This is a genomic window from Exiguobacterium sp. UBA1053 (genome assembly GCF_002316465.1).
GTDB classification, from domain to species: Bacteria; Bacillota; Bacilli; order Exiguobacteriales; family Exiguobacteriaceae; genus Exiguobacterium_A; species Exiguobacterium_A abrahamii.
Genome location: NZ_DCDO01000013.1, coordinates 493,927 through 520,224, shown reverse-complemented (window position 1 = coordinate 520,224; position 26,298 = coordinate 493,927). Strand labels below are relative to the sequence as shown.

The 26,298-nt window shown below is 47.2% G+C and carries 24 protein-coding genes; 20 read left to right on the top strand and 4 right to left on the bottom strand.

Translation table 11 applies throughout. The features are described from left to right. Positions 1-225: 225 nt before the first annotated feature. From speD to B3G15_RS10360, 7 genes are all read left to right on the top strand, one after another. Complete coding sequence (gene speD / locus B3G15_RS10390; protein ID WP_023469024.1) at positions 226-612, top strand: adenosylmethionine decarboxylase; 387 nt, start codon at positions 226-228, stop codon at positions 610-612. A gap of 107 nt (positions 613-719) precedes the next feature. Beyond that, positions 720-1,088, top strand: coding sequence for a hypothetical protein (locus B3G15_RS10385; protein ID WP_023469023.1), 369 nt, complete (start codon positions 720-722; stop codon positions 1,086-1,088). Positions 1,089-1,101: 13 nt separating this feature from the next. Further along, positions 1,102-1,578: a transcriptional regulator NrdR gene (gene nrdR, locus B3G15_RS10380; protein WP_023469022.1), complete on the top strand. Its 477-nt coding sequence runs from the start codon at positions 1,102-1,104 to the stop codon at positions 1,576-1,578. A gap of 72 nt (positions 1,579-1,650) precedes the next feature. After that, a complete protein-coding gene (locus B3G15_RS10375) occupies positions 1,651-3,012 on the top strand; it encodes a replication initiation and membrane attachment family protein (protein WP_290720666.1) in 1,362 nt (453 codons plus the stop codon). Between the two features lie 12 nt (positions 3,013-3,024). Then, positions 3,025-3,942 carry a primosomal protein DnaI gene (gene dnaI, locus B3G15_RS10370; RefSeq protein ID WP_064299519.1) on the top strand — a complete coding sequence of 306 codons (918 nt, stop codon included), beginning with the start codon at positions 3,025-3,027 and terminating at the stop codon, positions 3,940-3,942. Between the two features lie 310 nt (positions 3,943-4,252). Next, positions 4,253-6,193, top strand: a complete 1,941-nt coding sequence (thrS, locus tag B3G15_RS10365; RefSeq protein WP_029342321.1) for a threonine--tRNA ligase — start codon at positions 4,253-4,255, stop codon at positions 6,191-6,193. Between the two features lie 218 nt (positions 6,194-6,411). Then, positions 6,412-7,617: a right-handed parallel beta-helix repeat-containing protein gene (locus B3G15_RS10360; protein ID WP_290720661.1), complete on the top strand. Its 1,206-nt coding sequence runs from the start codon at positions 6,412-6,414 to the stop codon at positions 7,615-7,617. Positions 7,618-7,665: 48 nt separating this feature from the next. Here the strand turns inward: B3G15_RS10360 and B3G15_RS10355 are convergent, their stop codons facing one another. Beyond that, positions 7,666-9,135, bottom strand: coding sequence for a catalase (locus tag B3G15_RS10355; protein WP_290720658.1), 1,470 nt, complete (start codon positions 9,133-9,135; stop codon positions 7,666-7,668). A 433-nt stretch (positions 9,136-9,568) separates the two neighbouring features. Between B3G15_RS10355 and infC the strand changes: the two genes are divergently transcribed. The 8 genes from infC (at position 9,569) to pheT (ending at position 16,914) form a co-directional block, all read left to right on the top strand. Next, on the top strand, positions 9,569-10,099 hold the full coding sequence (gene infC, locus B3G15_RS10350) for a translation initiation factor IF-3 (RefSeq protein ID WP_029342318.1): 531 nt from the start codon (positions 9,569-9,571) through the stop codon (positions 10,097-10,099). 27 nt (positions 10,100-10,126) lie between these two features. Beyond that, positions 10,127-10,321: a 50S ribosomal protein L35 gene (gene rpmI, locus B3G15_RS10345; RefSeq protein WP_023469015.1), complete on the top strand. Its 195-nt coding sequence runs from the start codon at positions 10,127-10,129 to the stop codon at positions 10,319-10,321. Between the two features lie 37 nt (positions 10,322-10,358). Continuing rightward, a complete protein-coding gene (rplT, locus tag B3G15_RS10340) occupies positions 10,359-10,718 on the top strand; it encodes a 50S ribosomal protein L20 (protein WP_012371057.1) in 360 nt (119 codons plus the stop codon). 118 nt (positions 10,719-10,836) lie between these two features. Continuing rightward, positions 10,837-11,319 (top strand): dUTP diphosphatase, encoded by a 483-nt coding sequence (locus B3G15_RS10335; RefSeq protein WP_023469014.1) that lies wholly within the window; start codon positions 10,837-10,839, stop codon positions 11,317-11,319. Between the two features lie 12 nt (positions 11,320-11,331). Next, entirely contained in the window at positions 11,332-12,414 is a 1,083-nt protein-coding gene (locus B3G15_RS10330; RefSeq protein WP_290720648.1) for a M42 family metallopeptidase, read from the top strand. Continuing rightward, a complete protein-coding gene (locus B3G15_RS10325) occupies positions 12,389-13,174 on the top strand; it encodes a TrmH family RNA methyltransferase (RefSeq protein WP_373954836.1) in 786 nt (261 codons plus the stop codon). The genes B3G15_RS10330 and B3G15_RS10325 overlap by 26 nt, the downstream gene beginning before the upstream one ends. A 308-nt stretch (positions 13,175-13,482) precedes the next feature. Further along, on the top strand, positions 13,483-14,505 hold the full coding sequence (gene pheS / locus B3G15_RS10320) for a phenylalanine--tRNA ligase subunit alpha (protein WP_035396564.1): 1,023 nt from the start codon (positions 13,483-13,485) through the stop codon (positions 14,503-14,505). A gap of 12 nt (positions 14,506-14,517) precedes the next feature. Then, positions 14,518-16,914: a phenylalanine--tRNA ligase subunit beta gene (gene pheT / locus B3G15_RS10315; protein WP_290720642.1), complete on the top strand. Its 2,397-nt coding sequence runs from the start codon at positions 14,518-14,520 to the stop codon at positions 16,912-16,914. A gap of 64 nt (positions 16,915-16,978) precedes the next feature. Here pheT and B3G15_RS10310 read toward each other — a convergent pair whose 3' ends face one another. After that, a complete protein-coding gene (locus B3G15_RS10310; protein WP_290720640.1) occupies positions 16,979-18,166 on the bottom strand; it encodes an MFS transporter in 1,188 nt (395 codons plus the stop codon). Then, entirely contained in the window at positions 18,163-18,591 is a 429-nt protein-coding gene (locus B3G15_RS10305) for a MarR family winged helix-turn-helix transcriptional regulator (protein WP_023469008.1), read from the bottom strand. Before B3G15_RS10305 ends, B3G15_RS10310 begins: the two co-directional genes overlap by 4 nt. 258 nt (positions 18,592-18,849) lie before the next feature. Here B3G15_RS10305 and B3G15_RS10300 point away from each other — a divergent pair, with 258 nt between their 5' ends. Then, entirely contained in the window at positions 18,850-20,316 is a 1,467-nt protein-coding gene (locus tag B3G15_RS10300) for a UDP-N-acetylmuramoyl-L-alanyl-D-glutamate--2,6-diaminopimelate ligase (protein WP_290720637.1), read from the top strand. A gap of 23 nt (positions 20,317-20,339) precedes the next feature. Here B3G15_RS10300 and rnhC read toward each other — a convergent pair whose 3' ends face one another. Further along, complete coding sequence (rnhC, locus tag B3G15_RS10295; protein ID WP_214858136.1) at positions 20,340-21,260, bottom strand: ribonuclease HIII; 921 nt, start codon at positions 21,258-21,260, stop codon at positions 20,340-20,342. Positions 21,261-21,380: 120 nt separating this feature from the next. Between rnhC and zapA the strand changes: the two genes are divergently transcribed. The 4 genes from zapA to B3G15_RS10275 are packed head-to-tail and all read left to right on the top strand — an operon-like array spanning position 21,381 to position 26,298. Next, positions 21,381-21,617, top strand: a complete 237-nt coding sequence (gene zapA, locus B3G15_RS10290) for a cell division protein ZapA (RefSeq protein WP_029342308.1) — start codon at positions 21,381-21,383, stop codon at positions 21,615-21,617. A gap of 3 nt (positions 21,618-21,620) precedes the next feature. After that, on the top strand, positions 21,621-22,169 hold the full coding sequence (locus B3G15_RS10285; RefSeq protein ID WP_214805256.1) for a CvpA family protein: 549 nt from the start codon (positions 21,621-21,623) through the stop codon (positions 22,167-22,169). A gap of 46 nt (positions 22,170-22,215) precedes the next feature. Continuing rightward, a complete protein-coding gene (polX, locus tag B3G15_RS10280; RefSeq protein ID WP_290720630.1) occupies positions 22,216-23,931 on the top strand; it encodes a DNA polymerase/3'-5' exonuclease PolX in 1,716 nt (571 codons plus the stop codon). After that, positions 23,932-26,298 (top strand): endonuclease MutS2, encoded by a 2,367-nt coding sequence (locus B3G15_RS10275; protein ID WP_023469002.1) that lies wholly within the window; start codon positions 23,932-23,934, stop codon positions 26,296-26,298. It abuts the gene before it with no gap.

The following is a 26,298-nucleotide window of genomic DNA, read 5'->3' as shown; positions in this document are numbered from 1 at the left end:
TGTCCCGTTTTTTTTCTAGAAATGAATTAATTTTTGAAATTTATCCTTGTGTATCTTTTTGATACTCGCTATAATTCAAATCGTGAACTTCAATCGGTCTGGCAATCGCAGCTTAAAGGGTTAGGACCTCTCTGGACTAACTTTCCCCCGTGGGTGCGAACGACTCAGGCGCAAAGTAAGTGATCAACTACTTTGAAGACCATTGAATGTAGGGGGGATCCACAAATGGATACTATGGGAAGACACATTATTGCAGAACTTTGGGATTGTAATCCTGAAAAATTGAACGACATGGAATTCGTTGAACGACTTTTCGTTGACGCAGCACTTCAAGCAGGTGCAGAAGTACGAGAAGTAGCATTCCACAAGTTTGCACCACACGGCGTCAGTGGCGTCGTCATTATCTCTGAATCGCACTTGACGATTCACAGTTTCCCAGAGCACGGGTATGCATCGGTTGATGTCTTTACTTGTGGGGATCGGATCGATCCAGCCATCGCAGCGAACTACATTGCTGAAAAGCTCGATGCGAAAATCCGTGAAAATGTCGAAATTCCACGTGGTATGGGACCTGTTCAAGTTCCAGCGGCTACTGTCCAGCACGTCAACTGACAACACACACGAATTCGTCAAGCCCTCGTCGTTCAGACGAGGGCTTTTTAATATGTCTGACGTCTGTTATTCTTAATAGTAGAAGAAACAAAGAAAAGAGGATGACCATGGGACTGAAGGAACGCTTGCAAAAACAGCTAGAGACATCCGATACACATAAAAACGAAAATTTACGCACACACTACTATGCGGCAACAGTCGAGATGTTGTTTGCTGGTTTAGAAAATATCTTAAAGCAAGAGGGTGGAACGGTGCGTCGTGTTGACGCGGAACGTGGAGAACTCGCTTTTACATTAAAAGAAGTCGACGGACTCGCGACCGTCATCATGGTGGCGGGCGGACGTACAGCCGTCGATCTATTTTTACATCGTGAAAGTCTTCTCGGGCCTGATCTCGAAAAACACATCGAGCGAATCTATGCATCACTTGATGCGGGATACCGATTAAAAATGATTGGAACAAAAGAAATCACGTGAACGGAGGTACGGCATGCGCTGTCCAGCCTGTAATTTTAACGGAACAAAAGTACTGGACTCAAGACCGGTCCAGGATTTCGGTTCGATTCGGAGGAGACGTGAATGTGAGTCTTGCGGCTATCGCTTTACGACTTTCGAAATGGTCGAACAGACCCCTTTAATCATCGTAAAGAAAGACGGAACGCGCGACGAGTTCAATCGTGATAAAATTTTGCGGGGACTAGTGCGTGCCTGTGAAAAACGACCGATTTCGATTGAACAGCTAGAAACAGTCGTCAGTCGGGTCGAAAAGGCATTGCGGGCGACGGCTCAGCATGAGATTCCAAGTGAGCAGGTCGGACGTCTCGTGTTAAATGAATTAGCTTCCGTCGATGAAGTAGCATACGTCCGCTTTGCGAGTGTCTATAAACAATTTAAGGACATCAATGTCTTCTTCCAAGAGCTTTCTGAGCTGATGGAGCGACATCAAGAAAATGACCGTGAAAATTGAACGTGATATAAGAGAGGTCGTCTGTCCGGTCAGCGCACCTCTCTTTTTCTCCCTAAGGAAAGGACGAGTCAGATGGTAGAACGTGAACTTTCCGGTACCGATCTTTGCTTAGTGATGAGCAATGGTGTCGTCGACCGTGAAGCCTATCAATCTTTATATTATTTGTACCAGCCAATCATTGGTGTCAAAGCACTTGGACTCTATCAAACGTTTTGGAGCGAGATGATTCCGGGAAAAACAAAATCCCAATACATCTCCCATGCGGAACTCGGAACGCTACTCGGTTTTTCCGTCGATGAATTCAAGGAAGAGTTATTCAAGCTAGAAGGCATCGGTTTGATCCGGACGTTCGAAGCGCGCCAAGCCGCGTATCGCTACATCTATCAAATCCGGGTGCCGCTCGCGCCGAACACTTTCTTGAATGACGGGGTGTTATCGAGTCTGCTATTCTACCGCGTCGGTGAAATTCGTTTCCGCTCCCTCCAGCATCGTTTCCGGACGGAACCGCTTCCGAAGAACATCGTTGATCGGACGGTCCGATTTGATCAAGTGTTCGATGTGAAAGCTGGTCTTGCTTCTGCGCATCAACCGAAGGCCTATGCGAAACAGGAACGAGCAGTATATGAATTCGATTATTCGTTTGATTTAGAAGAGATGAAACGTCAAACCGATCGCTTTTTGCCACGCTCGTTTTATTCAAAGGCAATCGATCATCTGCTCGTGAAGCTTGCGTACGTCACGCAGTCGAATGAAGCGCTGATGGCGGAACTGTTGAATGCCCGTTTTCGCCACGAAGCGTACTTGCCGATGACCGATGCTGAGAAACAAGAACGTTGCAAACAGATGATGTTGTCAGCGAAACAAAAACTCAGCCGTGAGAAAAAAGCGAAGGTTGCCTCACTCGATACGATCGAGGTCGGAGACGTCGAAGCAACGGAGACGATGGAAAGCACTCATCCGAAGCATTATGTCGCGAAGTTACGAAAAGTCAAAGCGTTGTCTGAACGAGATGAAGAGTTGATCCAGCAATTGATCATCGATTATGAAATGTCATCCGGGATCGTCAATGCCGCCTACTACTATGCGCTCGTCGTCAAAAAAGACAATCGCTTCAGTAAGAACTTCCTCTTATCCATCGTCGATGATTGGAAACAGAAAGGGTACGTGACAGCATCCGAGGCACTGGCGAAGACGCAGGAGCAAGATGATTTGATTGCGAAGAAGCAGGAGCAAAAACAAGAGCGAGCGCGTCAGACCGTTGGTGGACGTCGGGGACGGACCAGCAGTACGAACGGCGGTCCGAACCCGAAGTGGTTGCAAGAAGAGAAGGCGAAACAGCAACAGTATGAAGCCTCTAAAAAAGCGAGTTTCGAAGCGGATGTTCCAGACGATGAAGAGATGGAACGAATCTTACGAGAACTGAAGGGGAACTAAAGGAGTCGGGACATGGAACATATCCAATCATCTATCGAAAAAATATTAAGTCGACCGGACGTTGCAGAATCGGTTCGAGCGATTCAACAACGGGTGTTGTCTCATCCGGGGGTCGTCATGTTCTTACGGACCCATCCAGAGATCGATCAACGGATGATCGAGCGGGGCATGCTCAAACTGAACGAATACGCGGAACAGATGGATGGGAATCGATTGATTGAAAATAAAGCCGTCATCGAAGGCTATCAGCCGATCCTGCACGTCGAAAAAGGACAGATCGTCGTCTCATATGAGAAGTCACAAGCACTCAAAGATCGAGAAGATGAACGTGCACTTGAGAAAAAGTTCAAGAGTCTGTTCCTGCCGGACGAAGTGCGCGATGCGAACTTCAGCGATTTCGACTTGTCGACGACGGACCGGAAGCTCGCCTTGCGAGCGGCGTCGCAGTTCCTCAATCATTTGCGCTCAAAAGAGCATGTAAAGGGACTGTACCTGCACGGTAGCTTTGGTGTCGGGAAAACGTATCTCTTGGCTGCGATCGGGAATGCACTGAAGAAAGAACGGATTGCAACGATTCTCGTCCATGCCCCGGGGTTCGTCGCTGAAGCAAAACGGCGGATTCGGTCGGACTCGTTCGATACGTTCCTCGAAGGATTCCAAACGATTCCAGTCTTATTAATTGATGATATCGGTGCAGAATCGATCAGTCCGTGGGTACGGGATGAGTTGTTCGGAATCATTTTGCAATACCGCATGATGCATCGTCTGCCGACATTGTTCAGCTCGAACTTATCGTATGACGAACTCGAGCTTCATTTCGGGATCACGAACGATCAAGGCGATAAGTTAAAGGCCGCACGACTGATGGAACGGATCCGGACGACGACGCAACCGATTGAGTTCCTTGGTGAAAATCGACGTCGCTACTAATTTTCCTTGTCAAGGAAGCGACCGATTCGTTATACTAATGACACGTCAATAGACGATGCAACGATTGAGGATATGAAGTATGAAATGAACCAAACTAGCGAGAGAAGAATGGTGGAAGCTTCTCATGGCATCATTCATGTCTTTACTCCCTCATAGCACGAACGGGGCTAATCCGTTTGCGCCTCACGCCCGTTAACGCGTGTTCGAGCCGAACCAACATTGGTCCGGGAACGAGGGTGGTACCACGAGATTAAGACTCGTCCCTTTTTAGGGATGAGTCTTTTTTATTTTGTTAAAGGGGGAAACAGTCATGTCAAACATCGCACTTACATTTCCAGATGGCGCCGTAAAGGAATTTGCAGTCGGTACGACAGCAGAAGAAGTCGCTGCTTCAATCAGCCCAGGACTTCGTAAAAAAGCATTTGCTGCAAAACTAAACGGGCACGCAATCGATTATCGTCGTCCAATCGAAGAGGATGGCACAATCGAATTGATCATGCCGGATTCAGAAGAAGGGCTCGATTTGATTCGTCACTCTTCAGCTCACTTGATGGCACAAGCCATCAAACGTCTGTATCCGGATGAAACGATTCATCTCGGAATCGGACCGACGATCGAGAATGGTTTCTACTATGACATCGATATGGAACGTCGTCTGACAGAAGAAGACTTACCAGAAATCGAGAAAATGATGAATAAAATCGCCGGTGAGAATTTGCCAATCGAACGGGAAGTCGTCTCGCGTGACGAAGCACTCGCGATTTATAAAGAACTCAATGATCCGTTGAAAGTCGAATTGATCGAATCGATTCCTGCTGATCAGGATTTGACGATTTACCGTCAAGGCGAATTCTTCGATCTCTGCCGTGGACCACACGTTCCAGCGACAGCGAAGCTACAAGTCTTCAAATTGATGAGCATTGCTGGTGCTTACTGGCGTGGCGATTCAAAAAACAAGATGTTACAACGGATTTACGGTACAGCATGGGCGACAAAAGATCAGTTGAAACAACATCTCCACTTCCTTGCTGAAGCGAAAGAGCGGGATCATCGTAAACTCGGGAAGGAACTTGGCTTGTTCTTCACTTCTCAAGAAGTCGGTCAAGGACTCCCGATGTGGTTACCAAAAGGAGCAGCGATCCGTCGGACGGTCGAACGTTATATCGTCGATAAAGAACTCGAACTTGGATATGAGCACGTCTATACACCGGTTCTCGGTTCAGTCGATCTATACAAGACATCGGGTCACTGGGATCACTATCAAGATGACATGTTCCCGAAAATGGAGATGGACAATGAAGAACTCGTTCTTCGTCCGATGAACTGTCCACACCACATGATGGTCTACAAGAACGAACCGCGTTCGTACCGTGATTTACCGCTTCGTGTCGCGGAGCTTGGTGGTATGCACCGTTATGAGATGTCTGGTGCCTTGACTGGTCTTCAGCGCGTTCGTTACATGGTCCTTAACGATGGACATACGTTCGTCCGTCCTGACCAAATGAAAGATGAGTTCAAAGCCATCGTTCACCTCATTCAAGAAGTCTATGCTGACTTCGGAATCACGGATTACAAATTCCGTCTTTCGTACCGTGACCCAGCGGATAAAGAGAAGTACTTCGATAACGATGCGATTTGGGAAATGGCGCAACGTGAGTTGAAAGAAACAATGGATGAGCTCGAACTCGAATACTTCGAAGCAGAAGGCGAAGCTGCCTTCTACGGACCGAAGCTTGACGTGCAAGTTCGGACAGCACTTGGTAAAGATGAGACGCTTTCGACAGTCCAACTCGACTTCCTCTTACCAGAGCGATTCGAATTGACGTACAAAGGAAATGACGGACAAGATCACCGTCCGGTCGTCTTACACCGTGGTGTCGTTTCGACGATGGAACGATTCGTCGCATACTTGATCGAAGAATACAAAGGCGCGTTCCCAACATGGCTCGCACCGGTCCAGGTGAAATTGATTCCGGTTTCTAAAGTGCATGAAGACTATGCCCGTGAAATCAAAGCGATCTTGCTGAAAAAAGGAATTCGTGTCGAAACAGATTTCCGTGACGAGAAACTCGGATACCGGATTCGTGAAGCACAAGTCAATAAAGTACCAGTCATGCTCGTTCTAGGTGACAAAGAAGTCGAATCGCGCGAAGTCAACATTCGTCGCTACGGTTCAAAAGACTCAAGCAACGCATCACTTGAACAATTCGTCGCTGATTTAGAGCAAGAAATCGCGAACCGTTCAAAATAATTCTAGCCTCATGAAAGAGTTCGTCCTGCTACTGTAGGGCGGACTTTTTTTGTGATGTGATACTTAAAAGAAGGGAGCGGCATGCCGATGACAAAGGTAGATCATTCAGCTGAATCTATTCAACATAACCAAAAATTATTTTTCCTTTAATTGGATAAATGCTATAATAAACCTTCATTGGATGAATGTTTTGAAGGATGGGAAGGAAGTTACAAAAAATGAAACAGACGACTTTTGCTGTTCTCATCGCCGCTTCACTTGTAATCGGTATTCATCCGGGTGAAGCAGATGCAGCGACGACTAAAAAGACATACCGCATCACACCCAAAACAGAAGCGATTGACCCGACGATTCGTAAATATACGACCTATAACGCAAAGACGCGCAATCACTATACGATGCGCTCTTATTTGGAACGTCTTGAAAAAGAGGGAGGCGGGACACTCGTCTTAACGAAAGGAACATATCTGTCTCCACTACGTGTCGGTATTCCCTCCAATACGACGGTGATCTTGGAAGATGGCGTCATCATCAAGAAGACGACGGAGACAGGAACGACAAAGATTAGTTCAACGACCAGTGTATTTGATCTTGTTGCTCCATCCGTGTTGCGTTTGAACAAAAAGGTCGGAAAGTATGATGGCTCACAGAACGTTAAAATCATCGGGAAAGGCAATGCGCAAATCGACTTGAATCGATATGCGCGTGGTTCGGCATTCGCCATTGCCCATAATCAAAACTTGTATATCGGCGGCATCACAGTACGGAATCAAAAAGGTTCACATGCGATGGAACTTGATGCAACGAAGAAGGCAGTCATCGAAAACATGAAATTCGTCGACGCTGTCATGATACCGAATACAGGTCCGAATGAATCGATTAATCTCGATACACCAGACCCGATCACAAAGGGGTTCAACTGGAAGTGGTCGAAACAAGATGGAACTCCGAATGCAGATATCACGATTCGTAATAACTTGTTCCGTAACATCAACGTGGCAATTGGCACACATCAATACACAGAAAATCGATTACACACGAATGTGCGGATCGAAAAAAATACGATTGATGGAACAAAGGATTATGCGATTTCGATGATGAACTGGAAGAATCCAACGGTCCGTTACAATACGATTCGAAACGTGCACCGGGCGGATGGAAAAGCGATGACGATTCTCGGTAGAGGAGTTGTCGGAGGAACGATTCGCTACAACCGATTTGAAGACGCGGATCGGGCGATTCAAATGCAACCGTTCCAAAGCAATGGCTATGCTCCGATCTATAATACGTTCACGGCAGAGCAAAAACGTTACATGCAACAAAATACAGTCAAGCAGGTTGGACTCGATCAAATCATCTTATTTAAAAAACTCAATGAGTTCACGTACAAGACGGCAGAACGCTACGAATTCATCCCATACTAAGGCATAAAAAAAGCACCCAAGACTAGCGTCGAGGGTGCTTGTGCCATATTATGAACGCATTTGTTGCAAGAACGGTTCGATATCGACTTGAAGCGCTTCTGATAGTTTCTGACCGAGTGAAGCATCAGCACGGTAGAAGTTGCAGATTGCGAGCAAGACCGTGTTCTCATGACGAACCTGCTCGAGATCATTGACGAGGTTCTTCAGAAGAGCTGCTTGCTCGTCTTCTGTCAGACGACGGTATACTTCACCGGCTTGACCGAAGTTATTCGTCTTCTCGATTTCGAGACGACCGTGTTTATCATCAAGTAACGGCTGGTTTTCTTCCGTATACTCTGGTGTTTCTTTTGGTTCTTCTTGATAGCGGTTCGGTTCGTAGTTTACCGGACTCGTTTGTTGACCGACTGGCATTGCACCATCACGTTGGTAGTTGTTCACTTGTGCGAACGGACAGTTGATCGGAAGTTGTTGGTAGTTCGTTCCGATACGGTAGCGTTGTGTGTCCGAGTAAGAGAACAGACGACCTTGTAACAACTTATCTTCAGATGGTAACATCCCTGGAATCAAGACACCTGGGTTGAAGCCGACAGATTCTGTTTCAGCGAAATAGTCATCGACGTTCTTATTCAAAGTCATCGTACCGACGTGTTGGAACGGGATGACATCTTCAAACCAATCTTTTGTTGCATCGAGCGGATCGAAATCGAACTGATCGACGTCAGCCGGATCGAGCACCTGTACGAACAGATCCCATTCCGGATAATCTCCATCTTCAATCGCTTGGAACGTATCGTTTGAAGCGTGGTTAAAGTCTTTTCCTTGAATCTCTGTTGCTTCTTCTGCTGAGAGATTGTGAATGCCAGCTTTCGGTACCCAGCGTAGTTTGACATAAACCGTATTGCCATGAGCGTTCACCCATTTGAATGAATGGACGGAAGAACCACGCATTTTACGGTAGCTTGCAGGAATGCCTTCATCCGTAAAGAGATGCATGAGCATGTTCGTCGATTCCGGACGAAGTGTCATGAAGTCCCAGTAACGGTCAGGATCTTGAATATTCGTGCGTGGATCTGGTTTAAGTGAATGAACCATATCCGGGAACTTCATAGCGTCACGAATGAAGAAGACAGGAAGGTTGTTCCCGACGAAATCCCAGTTTCCTTCCTCTGTATAGAACTTGACAGAGAATCCACGTGGATCGCGGAGCGTCTCTGGAGAATGCGTGCCGTGAATAACAGTCGAGAAACGGGCGAAGACAGGAACTTCTGTCCCTTCTTCTTGTAAAAACGCAGCTTTCGTGTACTTTTTCATCGAATTTTTGACAGTGAAGACACCGTGAGCACCGAATCCACGAGCGTGTACAACGCGCTCAGGTACACGTTCCCGGTCGAAATGGGCCATTTTTTCAATCAATTGATAGTCTTCTAATAATGTAGGTCCACGACGTCCAGCCGTGCGTGAATTCTGGTTGTCTCCAATTGGTACACCTTGATTGGTCGTTAATCGTTTTTCAGTCATCTGTTATTCTCCCCCTTATGTAAGATTAAACTGATTATAAAACAATAATCATTCTAAATAAACAATTTTGCTTGCGAATGTTCTGAATCTTTTTGATATGTTAAGAATGTACCCATGAAAAACAGGTTAGAAACTTCTTGCTTATCCGTCAAAGGATTGCTATTATAATCAAGTATGTGAGCAACGTTCTGTAAGAACATAGAAAGCGGCTTGACATCACGGGAAAACAAGTGCTATGATAGCAAAGTGAAATGACAACAAAGCAGAAGCATCCCGCTTCTCACCATGTATGACGACTCGTACTGGTTCATCATGAAGATACGCAATGTGTAGCGACTGCTATGCTTTGACGTTCCTTATGAGTGTGGGCGGGAAGAACTGCCGACGCTTTTTTTATAGCGTTTTCTATCATTCATTTTTCGTGCAATGCACGATGGAGGTGCTAACCATTAGCAAAGATCTGTTAATCAATGAAAGCATCCGTGCCCGGGAAGTTCGTCTTATCGGAGCGGATGGTGCTCAACTAGGTGTCCAATCACGCAACGAAGCGCTACGTCTCGCAGAGGAAGCGGAACTTGACCTCGTCATGGTCGCTCCACAAGCGACGCCGCCAGTTTGTAAGATCATGGACTACGGTAAATACCGTTTCGAGATGCAAAAGAAGGACAAAGAAACTCGGAAGAATCAGAAAGTGATTCAGATGAAAGAAGTTCGTCTTAGCCCGACGATCGAGGAGAACGACTTCCAAACGAAATTCCGTAATGCGAAGAAATTCTTGGAGAATGGTAACAAAGTGAAAGCGAGTATTCGTTTCCGCGGTCGTGCCATCACTCACTCGGAAATCGGTAAACGCGTTCTCGAACGCCTCGCAACGGATTTAAGTGAGTTCGGTGTTGTGGAACAGAGACCGAAGATGGAAGGACGCAGCATGTTCCTCGTGCTTGCTCCTAAGAAAGAAGACTAATCGAATCGAAGTAGGAGGGAATCTCTCATGCCTAAAATGAAATCGCACCGCGGTGCTTCTAAACGTTTCAAACGTACTGCTTCTGGCAAATTGAAACGTGGTCGTGCTTACACAAGCCACTTGTTCGGTAACAAATCAACAAAAGCGAAACGTAAATTACGTAAAGCTAGCATGGTATCTACGGGTGACTTCAAACGCATCCGTCACATGATCGCGAAGTAATTTATCCAATCGTATACAGATTTAGGAGGGAATTTATATGCCACGCGTAAAAGGCGGATATACGACTCGTCAACGTCGTAAAAAACAACTCAAATTAGCTAAGGGCTACTACGGCTCGAAACATACACTCTTCAAGGTTGCGAAACAGCAAGTCATGAAATCTCTCATGTACGCTTACCGTGACCGTCGTCAAAAGAAACGTGACTTCCGTCGCCTCTGGATCACTCGGATCAATGCGGCAGCACGTATCAACGGTCTTTCTTACAGCCGCATGATGCATGGTCTTAAATTAGCAGGTATCGACGTTAACCGTAAGATGCTCGCTGACCTCGCAGTTACAGATGCAACTGCATTTGCTTCACTTGCTGACACAGCAAAAGCAAAATTGAACGCTTAAGTTCTACAATTCGTCGGGGAATTTAATTCTCCGACGTTTTTTTCGATTTAATGATAAAATAAGAAGGCACGTCGATGAGACGGTCATATGATTTTTTTAGATAGAAGGAGAATTAAAGATGGATTGGTTGACACTTTTTGAGATGCAAGAACAGTTGGATAAACGGATTCAGTCAGAACATCAATTGACAGGCAATCAATTCGACGAGCGTCTGCTCGCCTTATTGGTCGAACTCGGTGAACTTGCGAACGAGACACGTTGCTTTAAGTTCTGGTCGAAGAAGGGACCATCCGCTCAAGTCACAATTCTTGAGGAATATGTCGATGGCGTCCATTTTCTACTCTCACTAGGTCTAGCACTTGATTACAAGAAAAGTCATTTTACTGAAGGTGACTTCTATTTGACAGCAACAGATGCTTTTTTAGACGTCTATAACAAAACGAACGTCTTTGCGATTTCGCGGACGGAACAAAGTTATGATGTTCTGATTGGTGCATACCTTGCATTAGGTGCTACACTAGGCTTTACACAGGATATGATTTTCAAGGCTTACATTTCTAAAAATGAAGCAAACCATGTGCGACAAGACAACGGTTACTAAGGAGGAAATCAGATGAACGAACAATTACATATGCTAAAACGTCTCACGGACGCAACAGGTGTACCGGGAAACGAAAAAGAAGTCCGGAGCCTCATGCGTGAATATTTGGAACCCCATGCAGAAGCATTCCACCAAGATGGTCTCGGTAGTCTGTTTGCTGAACATAAAGGCGCAGGCGAAGATGCACCACGTGTATTGATTGCGGGTCACATGGATGAAGTCGGATTCATGGTCACGAAGATTGATGAAAAAGGATTCCTTCGTTTCCAACCACTCGGCGGTTGGTGGGGTCAGGTCCTCTTGGCACAGCGTATGAATATTGTGACGTCATCTGGTGAAGTCATTCCAGGTGTAATCGGTGCAAAACCACCTCATGTTTTACCACCGGAAGCGCGCAATAAGCCGGTCGACATTAAAGACATGTTCATCGATATCGGTGCTTCATCGAAAGACGAAGTCGACAGCTGGGGAATTCGTCCGGGTGATACGGTCGTTCCACATTGCGAATTTACTGTGATGAAAAATGAGAACTTCTTGATGGCAAAAGCGTGGGACAACCGGATTGGTTGTGCCATCGCAATCGAAGCAATCAAACGCTTAAAAGCAGATGGACATCCGAACACGATTTTCGCAGGAGCGACTGTTCAGGAAGAAGTCGGATTACGTGGGGCTCAAACTGTCGCGCACCTGCTCAAACCATCAATCGCCTTTGCTGTCGATACAGGTATCCCGGGTGACACACCAGGAATGACCGATCGTGAAGCATTGTCGAAATTAGGTGAAGGCGTTCAAGTCATCATGTTCGATGCAACGATGATCGCACATCGTGGATTGATCGATTTCGTGACGAAAGTCGCAACAGAAGAAAATATCAAGTATCAACTGGACTTAACACCAGGTGGCGGAACGGATGCAGCGAAGTTCCATTTATCGAATACAGGTGTTCCATCACTTGCATTGACTGTACCGATTCGTTACCTACACACGAACGTCTCAATCATGCATAAAGCCGATTTCGAAGCAGCCGTCGATTTAGTCGTTGCTGTGACAAAACGTCTTGATGCGGAGACTGTCCAAGCGATCTACGAGGGGTAATAAAACAATGAAGCACATCGCATCAGCAAAGAACGAAATCGTTAAACAATGGAAGAAACTCTTAACGAAAAAAGGACGTCTGCAGACGAACCGTTTCTTGATTGAAGGAGAACATCTGATTGAAGAAGCTGTTCGCGCCGGAATCGTCAAGGAATTGATCGTACGTGAATCGTACCAAGTACCCGGTTCTTGGAAACGAAATGCCGATGTCTTTACGATCGATGAAGCCGTCATCAAAGTACTGGCTGAAACGGAAACGTCGCAAGGCATCTTCGCTGTCTGTGAGATGAAACAAGCTTCGGCACAATTAGAGCGAGGACGCTATTTGTTGCTCGATCGTCTGCAAGATCCAGGGAACGTCGGGACGATGATTCGGACAGCTGACGCAGCTGGATTCGATGGGGTCGTCGTCGGACCGGGAACAGTTGACGTCTATAACGGAAAAGTCATCCGTGCGACGCAAGGATCGCTGTTCCACCTACCGGTTATCTCCATGCCACTCGAAGAGGCAGTGAATGCCCTGCACGAACAAGGAATTGCGGTAATCGGCACGGCGTTAGAAGGAGCGACGTCTTATCAAACGATCGCACCGATGGATGCACTCGGTTTAATCATCGGGAACGAAGCACAAGGCGTTGCGCCAGAATTGCTCTCTTACTGTGATGAGCGTGCCTACATCCCGATTCGTGGTAAAGCGGAGTCATTGAATGCGGCAGTAGCGGCTGGCATTTTGCTCTATCATTTTGCAAGCGTGGATTGAAACCGACAAGCGTTCATGCTAAAGTGAACATCAGGAATACATCATGGACGTTGATGGAACAGAGTACGTTAGGGAACGATTCAATCAGGGAGAAGCGGTCGTAGACTGAAAACTGCTTCGTGAATCTGCTAACCGAATTCACTCCGGAGTCGCACGAGAGATCGTGACGGGATGCGCCCGTTATCGCGCAATTGGAGGACTTTTCGATTGAAAAGTCAAACAAGGGTGGTACCACGGTGTTTACATCGTCCCTTCGGCATTTGCCGGAGGGACGTTTTTTTATATCTTCAACTAAAGGAGTGGGAAAGATGCGCGAGCAATTAGAAGCATTACGCGATGAAGCGTTGACATTAGTCGATCAGGCAACAACACAAAAAGATCTTAATGACGTCCGAGTCAAGTATCTCGGGAAAAAGGGACCAATTACGGAAGTATTACGAGGAATGGGTAAGCTATCAGCGGAAGAACGACCAGTCGTCGGTGAGATCGCAAATACAGTTCGTCAAGCGATCCAAGAGCAATTGGAACAACGTCTGACAGCTGTCAAACAACAAGAAATGGATGCGAAACTGGCAGCGGAAGCAATTGACGTCACGTTACCAGGACGTCCGAAAAAGGTCGGTCATGCGCACCTCTTGCAACAGGTGACGGATGAGATCGAAGACATCTTCGTCGGACTCGGTTATACGATTGCCGAAGGGCCAGAAGTCGAGCAAGATCTGTTCAACTTCGAGATGTTGAATCTGCCGAAGGATCACCCAGCACGTGATATGCAAGATTCGTTCTATATCACGGAAGAAATCTTGATGCGAACGCATACGTCACCGGTTCAAGCACGGACGATGCTCGCTTCTAAAGGTGAACCGATCCGCATTCTTTGCCCAGGTAAAGTCTACCGTCGAGACGAAGACGATGCGACGCACTCGCACCAATTCATGCAAGTCGAAGGACTCGTCGTCGGAGAATCGATTTCGATGGCAGACTTAAAAGGAACGCTTGAAGCCTTCGCGAAGCAGATGTTCGGTGAAGCACGTGAAGTCCGTTTACGCCCAAGTTTCTTCCCGTTCACAGAGCCGTCCGTCGAAGTCGACGTCTCGTGCTTCAAATGTGGCGGTAAAGGATGCAACATCTGTAAACAGACGGGATGGATTGAAATTCTGGGTGCGGGAATGGTTCATCCTCACGTTCTCGAAATGGCCGAATATGATAGCACAAAAATGTCAGGATTCGCATTCGGGATGGGTATCGAACGGATTGCCATGTTGAAATACGGTGTCGATGATATTCGCCACTTCTATACGAATGACGTTCGCTTCAGCGAACAGTTTTAAGGGGGAACGCAGATGTTAGTCTCAAAACAATGGTTGAACGAATATGTGGATGTCAGTCACACATCAGGACAAGATTTGGCTGATTTGATTACAAAGAGCGGAATCGAAGTCGAAGGCGTCGATGTCCGGGATGAAGCGTTGAACAACATCGTCGTCGGACGTGTGTTAACGAAAGAAAAACATCCAGAAGCAGATAAATTGAACGTCACGACGGTCGACATCGGACAAGACGAACCGGTCCAAATCGTATGTGGTGCACCGAACGTCGAAGCCGGACAAGATGTCATCGTCGCACGCGTCGGAGCTCGCTTACCGGGTATTAAGATTAAACGTGCCAAATTGCGCGGTGTCGTCTCGGAAGGGATGATCTGTTCACTCGAAGAACTCGGATTCGAAAAGAAATACATCCGAGAAGATGAGCAAGACGGAATCCATACGTTCCGAGAACCAGTCACACCAGGACAGGACGTCTTGGAGTTACTCGGTCTACGCGATGAAATCCTCGAACTTGGGTTAACGCCGAACCGGTCAGACTGTCTTAGCATGTATGGTGTCGCATACGAAGTGGCGGCGCTTTACGATACGACACCGACTTTCCCGGTCGTTGAAGTCAAAGAAGCAGAAACTGCGACGGCAGTCGACGTGACGCTTGATTCAGAGGACTGCCCGTTCTACGCGGCACGAGAAATTCAAGGCGTGACGATTCAAGAGTCACCGACTTGGTTAAAAAACCGCTTGATTGCGAACGGCATTCGTCCGATCAACAACGTCGTCGACGTTACGAACTTCGTCTTACTTGAGACAGGTCAACCGCTTCATTCATTTGATGCTGAAAAACTCGGAAAACGGATCGTCGTGCGTCAAGCGCACGCAGGAGAGTCGTTCACGACGCTCGACGAAGTAGAGCGGACGCTCGATTCTTCGATGCTGGTCATCACTGACGGTGAACACCCGGTCGCGCTTGCTGGTGTCATGGGTGGAGCGAATACCGAAGTCGATGAAAACACGACATCGATCATTTTAGAATCAGCTTACTTCGCACCGATTTCCGTCCGGAAGACGAGCCGTGTTCTTGGACTTCGCTCGGACTCGAGTGCTCGTTTCGAAAAGGGCGTTGATCCACGTCGTGTCTTGTTAGCACTCGATCGGGCTGCAACTTTGATTGCTGAACTCTCGGGTGGAACGGTTCAGGCTGGTGTCGCTCAAGCTGGAACGCTCGAGCTTGACGATCACTTGATTGAAGCGAGTGTCTCGTACATCAATCACCGTCTTGGTATGGAGATCGAAGGAACGGTCATGCAAATGTTACTCGAACGTCTTGGTCTCGGTGTTGAATTATCGGGTGATGCCTTGACAGTCAGCGTACCGACTCGCCGCCAAGACTTGAAAATTCCAGCTGATTTAGCGGAAGAAGTCGCTCGTCTCTACGGATATGATGCACTGACTTCAAGCTTACCGTCTGAAGCGAGCCGTGGCTTCTTACCAAAACGGAACATTCACCGTCGTCATTTACGCCGGACATTGCAGGGAGCAGGTCTTTCGCAAGCCATCACGTATTCATTGACGAGCGAACAACGCGCGATGCAATTCAATGAACGAGAAGATTTGCATCCGGTCAAACTGGCAATGCCAATCAGTGAAGCACGTTCGACACTGCGGACGTCACTCATTCCGGGACTCCTTGAAGTCGCGCAGCATAACGTCGCACGACAGCATGCCGATGTCGCGTTTTATGAACTCGGCAGTGTTTATCTGCAACGGGATGCGTCACTTGAGACACTCCCGATTGAACAAGAAATGATCGGTGGCGTCGCAGTCGGTGTGTCAGAACAACACCGTGCGCACGGAACGCTCGTCAAAACAGATTTCTTCGTCATGAAAGGAATCGTCGAGACACTCGCTTCTGCAGTCGGTGTTACGTTGACGTTCGAGGCAGCGAGCATTCCATCGATGCACCCAGGACGGACGGCGCGCATTTTGCTTGACGGAGAAGCGATCGGATTCGTCGGTCAAGTGCATCCTGGTCTGTCAAAAGAACAGTATGGTCTAAAAGAAGTGTACGTCTTTGAATTAGAGGCGATGGCACTACGTTCGAAAGAAGAGCAGGTCTACTCGGAAATTTCACGTTTCCCATCAATGACACGCGACTTAGCTATCGTCGTCGAGCGATCAGTGACGGCGCAATCCATCGTCGATGTCATGACGGAAGCAGCCGGTCCACTTCTTCAGACGATCGAATTGTTCGATGTCTATACGGGTGAGAACGTCGGAGAGAATGAAAAATCATTCGCGTTCTCCCTCCGTTATCAAAACAAGGAACGGACGTTAGTCGATGAAGAAATCACGACAGCGCAACAGCGAGTCGTTGATGCAGTGAAAGAAACGTTCAATGCGGAACTTCGCGCATAATCAGGATAAACAAACAGCCGCTTTCCTTTCAGAGGAAGGCGGCTGTTTTCGTTTGACGACAGATTCAAGAAGCAAGTTCTTCTGTTTCAGATGACGCAGCTTGTCGTTTCGTAAAGGTGAAATACAGTAGACCACTTACGAGAACGATCAGACTACAGGACAAGAACATATTGGAATAGCCGATACCGCTTGCGACTGTAGCAAGAATCAAGGCACCGATTCCAAAACCTGTGTCGTAAGCAAGGAAAAAGGTCGAGATGGCTTTCCCTTTCTGTGCGGGAGGTGCGAAGTTCAAAAGGACAGTTTGAAGTCCCGGGAAGATGGAAGCAGAACCGATACCAATGATGATGGCAGCAGTCAATAAACCAGCAAACGAAGGATATATGCCGAGAATGACAAAGCCAATCATATAAAGGGTATACGAGGGCAACAGCACGAATGCAGCACCTCGCTGGTCAAACAATTTTCCGGCAATTGGTCGAATCCCGACCATTCCGAGAGCGACTAACGCATAAAAATAAGAAGCATATGCGATATGTCCAATCGAATCCGTATACAGTGAGATGAACGCAGATGTACTAGAAATCGCAACGCCTGCCAACAGAGTCGCCACCAACAAAAGCGGATGCGATAAGAAGAGGGACTGCCTTAAACGAAACGCGGACGTGCTTGGAATATGTTGGCTCGTCAGTGGAAGACGCGTCATTAACAAGAAAGCGATGATCGCTAGGACGGCGACCGTCACGAAGTACAGAACGAATGCTTTTTCTTGAATAAAGGCAAGACCGATGACAGGACCAAGGACGGATGCCAAGTTCATCGATAGGACGAAATAGCCCATCCCTTCGCCTTGACGTGTCTTTGGAATCAATGTCGTAACGGCGAGACTAATTGAAGAAGATAGCATCCCGAAACTAAAGCCATGGATGATACGGATGATGATTAGATAAAAAAATGATTCTAAAGGTAGGACGAGCATGTAGCAGATACTCATGACTGTAAAAAGACTTGCAGAGATCATCAAGACGCGCTTTAAATCGTAACGATCTAACCAGTGACCAATCAATGGACGAGAACAGACGGTTGCCAGGATGAAACTCGTCACGATCCACCCGAGTGCTGAAGCGGAGACTGGAAACTGTTTAGCAGCGAGTAAAGGAAGTGAGGCATTGAGTAGATAAAACGTGATGAAGAGCAACAGATTGATGATCAACGTCATGATGTAATGACGCGAGAATAACCGAGCGGTCATGAAGATTCCTCCTGTCGATGTAGAGTAAGTAGGTGCGTCATCCACTCACCGAGCTGTTGCTGATCGGTAAGGGAGAAGGAGGCGAGTAAGCGTTGGTGGGTCTCTTGGACCGCAGCATCGATTTGGTCGAACCGTTCGATGGCTAAAGGTGTCAATGAGACAAAATGTGTTCGTCCTTCTTTTATCCGAGTGATGAAACCAAGCGTCTCAAGACGTGAGACGGTTTTCGTCACAGCTGGTTTTTCAATGATTAGATAATCGGCCAGTTGGACTTGTGAAACAGGTTGTAGTAATGCAACTGCTTTTATTAGTGCCCATTGACCCGTATGTAACGAGTAGGGAAGCAAGGTAGCATCAATCTCTCGTTTTACGAGACGTGAGACTTTTGATAGTTGTCCGAGTACATCTTCTTGTGTATAGAGCATCCTATTTCTCCTTTTAGTTAACTAGTTAACTTTAAGAGTGTATCAAAGCTGATTAAGAGGCGCAAGGGAAGAAACGCTCATTTCATGCATTGAAGAGAATAATTTTCTAGCATGATAAAAGATTAAGCAGGTCTTAAAGCGGGTATGTTCCGTAAAAGAGTATTTGATTTACTTGAAACAATGGATACGACTGCTTATGTGATCGGTTGACTAATTCATCTTGACATAGAGAAGAGACAAAGAAGGGAAGAGTACATCATGAATCGACTAGCGAAGCTCCTGACTGAACTATTACCATTCACTATAAAGGAAGCAATCAATCCACTCATCACGAATATCGCAACCGATTCGCGACAAATCAGACCTGGCGGATTATTCATCTGTATCAACGGTTACACGGTTGATGGTCACGATTATATCAATCAGGCAATCCAAAACGGGGCTGTGGCGATTTTAGCTGAACAATCGTTTCCGGATTGCCCGGTTCCCGTCATTACTGTGCCGGATACGAAACGACTTGCAGGTCAAGTCGCGAATCGCTTTTACGATCAACCTAGTCAAAAGATGCGTGTATACGGTGTAACCGGAACGAATGGAAAAACGACGACGACGAAATTGGCGTATGATCTCTTTCGAGCAACAGGTATAAAAGCCGGCATGATCAGCACGGTCGGTGCACGAATTGATGAGGAACTCATTGAGACGCCGAATACGACACCTGAAGCCATCATCTTACATCGACTGTTGTATGAAATGGTTGAAAAAGGCGTGACGGATTGCATCATTGAAGTGTCTTCTCACGCATTAGCCGAAGGTCGAGTCGAGGGAGTGTCTTTCCACTCGGCAGCATTTACAAACCTGACGCATGATCATATGGATTACCATCATTCAATGGAGGATTACGCCAAGACGAAAGCGTTGTTGTTTCAACAAGTCGCCGCGTCAAATGGTCGGACCATTGTCTTGAATCGAGAAGATGGTTGGAGTCGCGTCATGCGAGAAGCTGCGCCTTTACAACCTGTCATCTGGTATACGACGCAACCACATCGGACGTCACAAATCGCGGTCGAATGGTTAACAGACACCGTCAATGTGCGAATCGACGAGACGACGACACGTGTACCGACAGCTTTACTAGGTGAATTCAATGCAGCGAATTTAGCGGCGGCGATGGGATTATTGCGGGCAGGCGATGCCAATCTCTATAATTTGATTCGCCATATTCCAGAACTGGAATTGCCGAAAGGACGACTCGAACGACTGGACTGGGCACCTTGTGAGATTTATATCGATTATGCCCATACACCGGATGGTCTGGAAAAATGTTTACAGGCACTCACTTCTTCCGGAGAGTCGCTATCGGTCGTATTGAGTGCAGCTGGAGAGCGTGATCGAACAAAACGAGCGGAGATGGGGCGGATTGCAAGCAAATATTGTGAACACATCATCGCAACGGTCCATGATGCGAGGACAGAGAATCCGGATCGAATCATTGAAGAGCTAATCGTCGATATTCCACGTGAACATTTAATAGGGTGCCATACATCCCGCCACGAAGCGCTCGTACAAGCAGCGCATTTGGCGCACGAAGGAAAACGCATCGTCATCGTCGGGAAAGGTCATGATGAGGTAGAACGAATCGGTACAAAAACGATTCCTTTTAATGAAAAACACATACTTCTTGCGGAATTAGAACGACTGTCTGAAGGGGAGTCCGTCATTTAAAAAAACCGACCATTCCGTTAAGGTCATGGTCGGTTTCGTTTCGCAGCCAGTTGTTGTGCCTTTTTCGTATTTGCAAAATGGGCTTTCGTCCAGTCACGAAGTTTGTCAGCTCCATAACGTAAAATCAGTGAAGCGGCGACTTGATCGACCTTGGCACCAGCACCTTTCGGAATGACGACACCTGTTGTTTCACTCAACTTGTCCATCTCCTTCAAAAAGATGGCGCGAGCAATGATCGAGGAGGCAGCGACGGCGACATGAAGTTGTTCCGCCTTGGTCGAGAAGTAGACGTTTTCTCGAACGGGATTGACGACACCAGACAAGTGTTTGTAGTAAACGGTCTTTTCAGCGAACTGATCAATCAAGATCGCTTCTGGTTTCGTCTCCAGTTGGTCAAGAAGTCGCTCGAGTACATCATTATGCATCAAGGCAGTCATCTTTCCTTGTGTCATCGTTCGTTGCATCTGATTGTATTCTGGATTGTGTAGGATACGATATGTGTACGGAATGACAGCATGGAGATCACGGGCGATCTTTCGAATCTCCGTGTCATTCAAGTGCTTGGAGTCCCGAACACCGAGTTCCTGAAGAAGTGCAATCTGCTTTCGATCAACGAAGGAGGCGACGACGACGAGTGGACCGAAGAAATCGCCTTTTCCAACTTCGTCACTGCCAGCGACGGACCATTCTGCAAAACCATTTGGTAACGTTGAAACAAGTGGTTCCTTCGATTTAGTCGGTGTAGCCGTGCCGAAGCGTGAAGCGATGGTTTCGGCTTCGGTTCCTTGAAACATCACTTTTCCAGAATTGTAAATCGTGATGACACATCCGGGTACTTTAGCGGCGAAGCGGGCATACGGTGGACTCTTCGTCTGTCCTTGTTTAAACTCTTGTATGACGAGGTCTTGCTTTTCTTTAGATAAGCGTAAAACGGTAGTTCCCACGAGATAACCTCCCTTTCCGGGATTAAGCATACCATCCTTAAGACCGATGGGGGACTTCTTTTCCTAAAACGAAAATGATGGTACTATATGAAAGAAGCAAAGTATGAGGAGGACAGAAAAATGGCTGATTCAGAAGGGTTGAACCGGACGACGATTCATATCGCAGGCAATGATTATACGATTGTCGGAACGGAGTCGCCAGAACACGTACGCGAAGTGGGTCTCCTCGTCGATACGAAAATTCGAGAAATCCGAGAACAAGCACCACAACTCGACGTTCGTCAAATCGCCGTCCTAGCGGCGCTTAATATTGGTAGTGATTACGTAAAAATAAAAAAGAATTTGGGTGAACTATAAACTATGATTTCTTTCGTTATCTTATTACTTCTCGCCTTAGGTGTCATGACGGGTGTCCGACGGGGAGTCGTATTGCAGGCCGGGCATTTGCTCAGCCTGATCATTTCCTTCATCGTCGCCTTGTCGTTCTATGAGGAACTGGCGACGAAATTCCGTTTGTGGGTTCCATATCCTTCGACACTGGATGATGCGGGAATCGACTTGACGATGTTCGCAATTCCAAGTTCAGCACGACTCGATGAGGTGTTCTACAAAGCCTTTTGGTTCGTCGTCCTGTTCTTTGGTACAAAAATCATCTTAGCGATTTTGTTATCGATGTTTGATTCGTTGACGAACATTCCGATTTTAAAACAAGTCAAAGGATTATTAGGTGGCGTCTTTGGCTTCATCGAGATGTACATCTTCATTTTCTTACTCTTGTTCCTCGCAGCATTCGTTCCGATTCAGTCGATACAGGATGCCATTGCAGACTCGAGTTTGGCAAGTTTCATCATCCAACATACACCGCTCCTTGCGAATTGGCTGATGGATCAAGTTGGATTGATAAAATAAACATGCTCCCGTTAAATGGGAGCTTTTTTTGAGGGGAGAATTGCACATGCGTACGATTCAAGATGCAATGCGTCACTTAGAACGAATCTCAGTCTATCTAGAGGTTAAAGGGGAAAATCCGTTTAAGATCAATGCTTTCCGAAAAGCAGCAAGTATCCTCGAGGCATCGGATGCTGACTTCATGGCAATCGACGATTTCACGGCGATGAAGGGGATTGGTAAAGGAACGGCTGCTGTTCTTGAGGAGTACCGGGAAACGGGAACGAGTACGGCACTGACGGAACTCGAACAAGAAGTACCGGAAGGACTGATTGCTTTACTGAAGATCCCAGGTCTTGGTGGGAAGAAACTTGCTAAATTGCATGAAGTCGGCGTCATTGATGCGGATTCCTTTGCAGAGAAATTAGCGGATGGTACAGTCGAAGCGATGCCTGGATTCGGTAAGAAGACGGTCGAAAAGTACGTCAAAGCGCTCGAAACGTTTGAAACACGACCAGAACGATTACCGTATGGTGTCATGCGGAAGGTCGTTGCGGAATTAAATCAGACCCTTGCGTCGTTCGATGAAATCATTCGTTTCGAAGTTGGTGGAAGCTTCCGCCGAGCAGAAGAGACGTGCAAGGATCTTGATTTCATCCTCTCGACGAACGAACCGGAACGAATCAAGGAGCAACTCTTGGAACTGTCGCTCATCGATGAAGTCATTGCTGCCGGCAGTACGAAAGTATCACTCGTCTTAAAACGAGACGTCCATTATATCGCGGTTGATTTCCGAATCGTCGATGACGCGGCGTACGCGTCAACGTTACATCACTTCACGGGTTCGAAGGATCACAATGTCCGGATGCGTCAACTTGCCAAAGAACAGGGAGAGAGCATTTCTGAATATGGTGTCGAGACGGAGAACGGGTTAGTGCAGCCGAAGACGGAAGAAGAATTGTTTGCGCGGTACGACTTATCGTTCATCGCACCTGAATTACGAGCAGGGCGTCAAGAGTTCGAACAGGATTTGTCACGCCTTTTGACGGAACAGGATATTCAAGCAGATGTGCACATGCATACGACATGGTCAGATGGCACATTATCTGTTGAAGAACTGGTCGATGCGTGTGCTGCACGAGGGTATACATGGATGGCGATCACCGACCATAGTAAGTATATGAAGTTCGTCAATGGATTGACGGAAGAACGTCTACGTGCGCAACGTGTCGAAATCGAAGCGGCACGCAAGAAACATCCCGAGATGACGATTTTATGTGGCGTCGAGATGGATATCTTACCTGATGGGTCGCTCGATTATGAAGATGATTTCTTAAAAGAGATGGATTACGTCATTGCCTCGATTCACTCGAAATTCGATCAGACGGAAGAAGAGATCATGCAACGGCTTGAGAATGCGTGTCGTAATCCTTACGTTTCTCTGATTGCCCATCCGACAGGACGAATCATCGGTAGACGTGAAGGGTATGCGGTTAACGTCGATCGCTTGATCGAACTAGCAGCCGAGACAGGAACAGCGCTTGAGATGAATGCAAACCCGGCACGATTCGATTTGACGGCAAGTTCCCTAGCAAAAGCGAAGGCTGCTGGTGTGAAAATTTTAATCAATACGGATACACACCGACCAGAAATGTTAGAAGATATGAAACTTGGAGTCCTCCATGCACGTAAAGCCTATTTGGAGGCGTCTGATGTCATCAATACGTGGAGCGCTGAAGCAGCACTTGCCTTCTTCGGTCAAAAACGTTTAGGAGTGGATTAAATGAATGCCAACGCATTACGCGTCTTAGAATATGAGAAGTTAAAAGAAAACATGTTATCGTTCACAGCAAGCTCACTTGGAGCACAGTTCGTTCGAGCGATGCGTCCAGCGGAAGAGTTCGAGCAGGTCAAGGAATTATTGGCTGTCACGACGGAAGCAACGACGGTTTATCGGTTACGTGACCGTTATCCGTTCGGTGGACTGACAGATGTCCGCAGTGAAGTGAAACGAGCAGAAATTGGTTCGGTCCTCTCGACGAGTGAACTTCTATCCGTCGCAGACGTCGTCTATTCAGGACGTCAAGTGAAGGCGTTCCAGGAACGATTGCATGAGGATCATCCGGATCTACGATTACCACGACTCGACAGTCGAATCGAACAGATCACGAAGCTCGTTGAGATCGAACAGGGAATTCGTCATGCCATTGACGATCAGGGAACTGTTCAAGATTCGGCAAGTGATAAATTACGAGCGTTACGGAGTCAGTTGCGTTCGCTTGAAGGACAAGTTCGTTCTAAAATCGATAGTGTCTTACGTAGTAAAGCGAAGATGCTATCTGACGCCATCGTGACGATGCGAAATGATCGCTACTGTGTCCCGGTCAAACAAGAATATCGTCAAGCGTTCGGTGGGATCGTTCATGATCAGTCGGCGTCCGGTGCAACGTTGTTCATCGAACCACAAGCCGTCGTTTCTGCGAACAACGAGATCCAAGAAGCGCGTTTGAAAGAACGAGCTGAAATCGAACGAATCCTCGCACAATTATCAGCACTTGTCGGGAGTGTCGGCGACTCGCTGCGCATCAATCTCGATGTACTAGCAGAACTTGATTTCATCATGGCGAAAGCATTGTACGGTCATCAGATTGGAGCGGTCGAACCACGCTTGAATGAAAATCGCCATATCATTCTGAAGGAAGCACGACATCCCTTCATTCCAAAAGAAGAGGTCGTACCGATCACTGTCTCGCTAGGTGGCGATTTTACATCTCTCGTCATCACAGGTCCGAACACGGGTGGTAAGACGGTTACCTTAAAGACGATCGGTCTTTTGCAATTGATGGTGCAATCAGGACTATACGTACCGGCAGCAGATGAGACGGAGCTCAGTGTTTTCGATGCGATTTATGCCGATATCGGGGATGAACAGTCGATTGAACAAAACTTGTCGACGTTCAGCTCGCACATGACGAACATCGTCTCGATGATGGAGAAAATCGATTTCATGAGTTTGGTGCTGTTTGATGAATTGGGTGCGGGAACGGACCCGACAGAAGGGGCTGCCCTGGCGATTGCAATTCTTGATGAAGTGAAACGCCGCGGAGCACGCGTTGCAGCGACGACGCACTATTCGGAATTAAAAGCGTACGGCTATAACCGAGAAGGAGTCGTCAACGCGTCGATGGAATTCGATGTCGAATCACTCAGTCCGACGTATCGCTTACTCATCGGTGTACCGGGACGCTCGAACGCGTTCGAGATTTCAAAACGTCTCGGACTTGAAGACCGGATCATCGACGCGGCACGTGGTCAAATCGGTAGCGACGCCCAATCCGTCGAAACGATGATCGAACGACTGGAAGAAGCGAAACAGCGTGCTGAAACGTTAGAGGCTCAGTTGCTAGAAGAGAAGAAACGACTCGTTGCAGAGCGTGAGCAATTCGAGCAAGAACAAGCAGAGATTCAGGAAGAGAAAAATGAGATTCTGGCAAAAGCGGAAGAGAAAGCAGCACGTGCAGTCGAACGTGCCCAAAAAGAGGCTGAAGGCGTCATTAAACGTTTGAAAGAATTGCGTGATGCTGGTGCCGTCAAAGAGCATGAACTGATCGAGGCACGTAAAAAACTTGAAGATGCGAAGCCGAGTCTGCAAGAGAAACGGATCGCTAAAGTAAAAGCGAAATACGATCAAACGCCACGTTTTGATAAAGGGGAAGAAGTCAAAGTCACGACCTTTAATCAAAAAGGCTATATCATCAACCAACAGGCGAACGGCGAGTATACCGTTCAAGTCGGCATCATGAAGGTGAACGTCAAACCGGAAGATCTCGCGAAGATCGGCAGTACTCCAAAACGTCCTCAAACAAAAGGGCGTTCTGGTGGTACGAGTGTGACGAAACAATCGGCGCCTTCAGCTGAACTGGATTTACGTGGCGTCCGTGTTGAAGAAGGATTATCGAAGCTCGAACGCTTCATGGACCAAGCTTTGTTATCGAACTACGACCACATTCGTGTCATCCATGGTCTGGGTACGGGAGCGATGCGTCAAGGTGTCCAAGAATTCTTGAAAGGTCATCGTCACGTCAAAGGTCACCGCTTAGGCGGTCAAGGTGAAGGCGGACACGGTGTGACGATCATCGAACTGAAATGA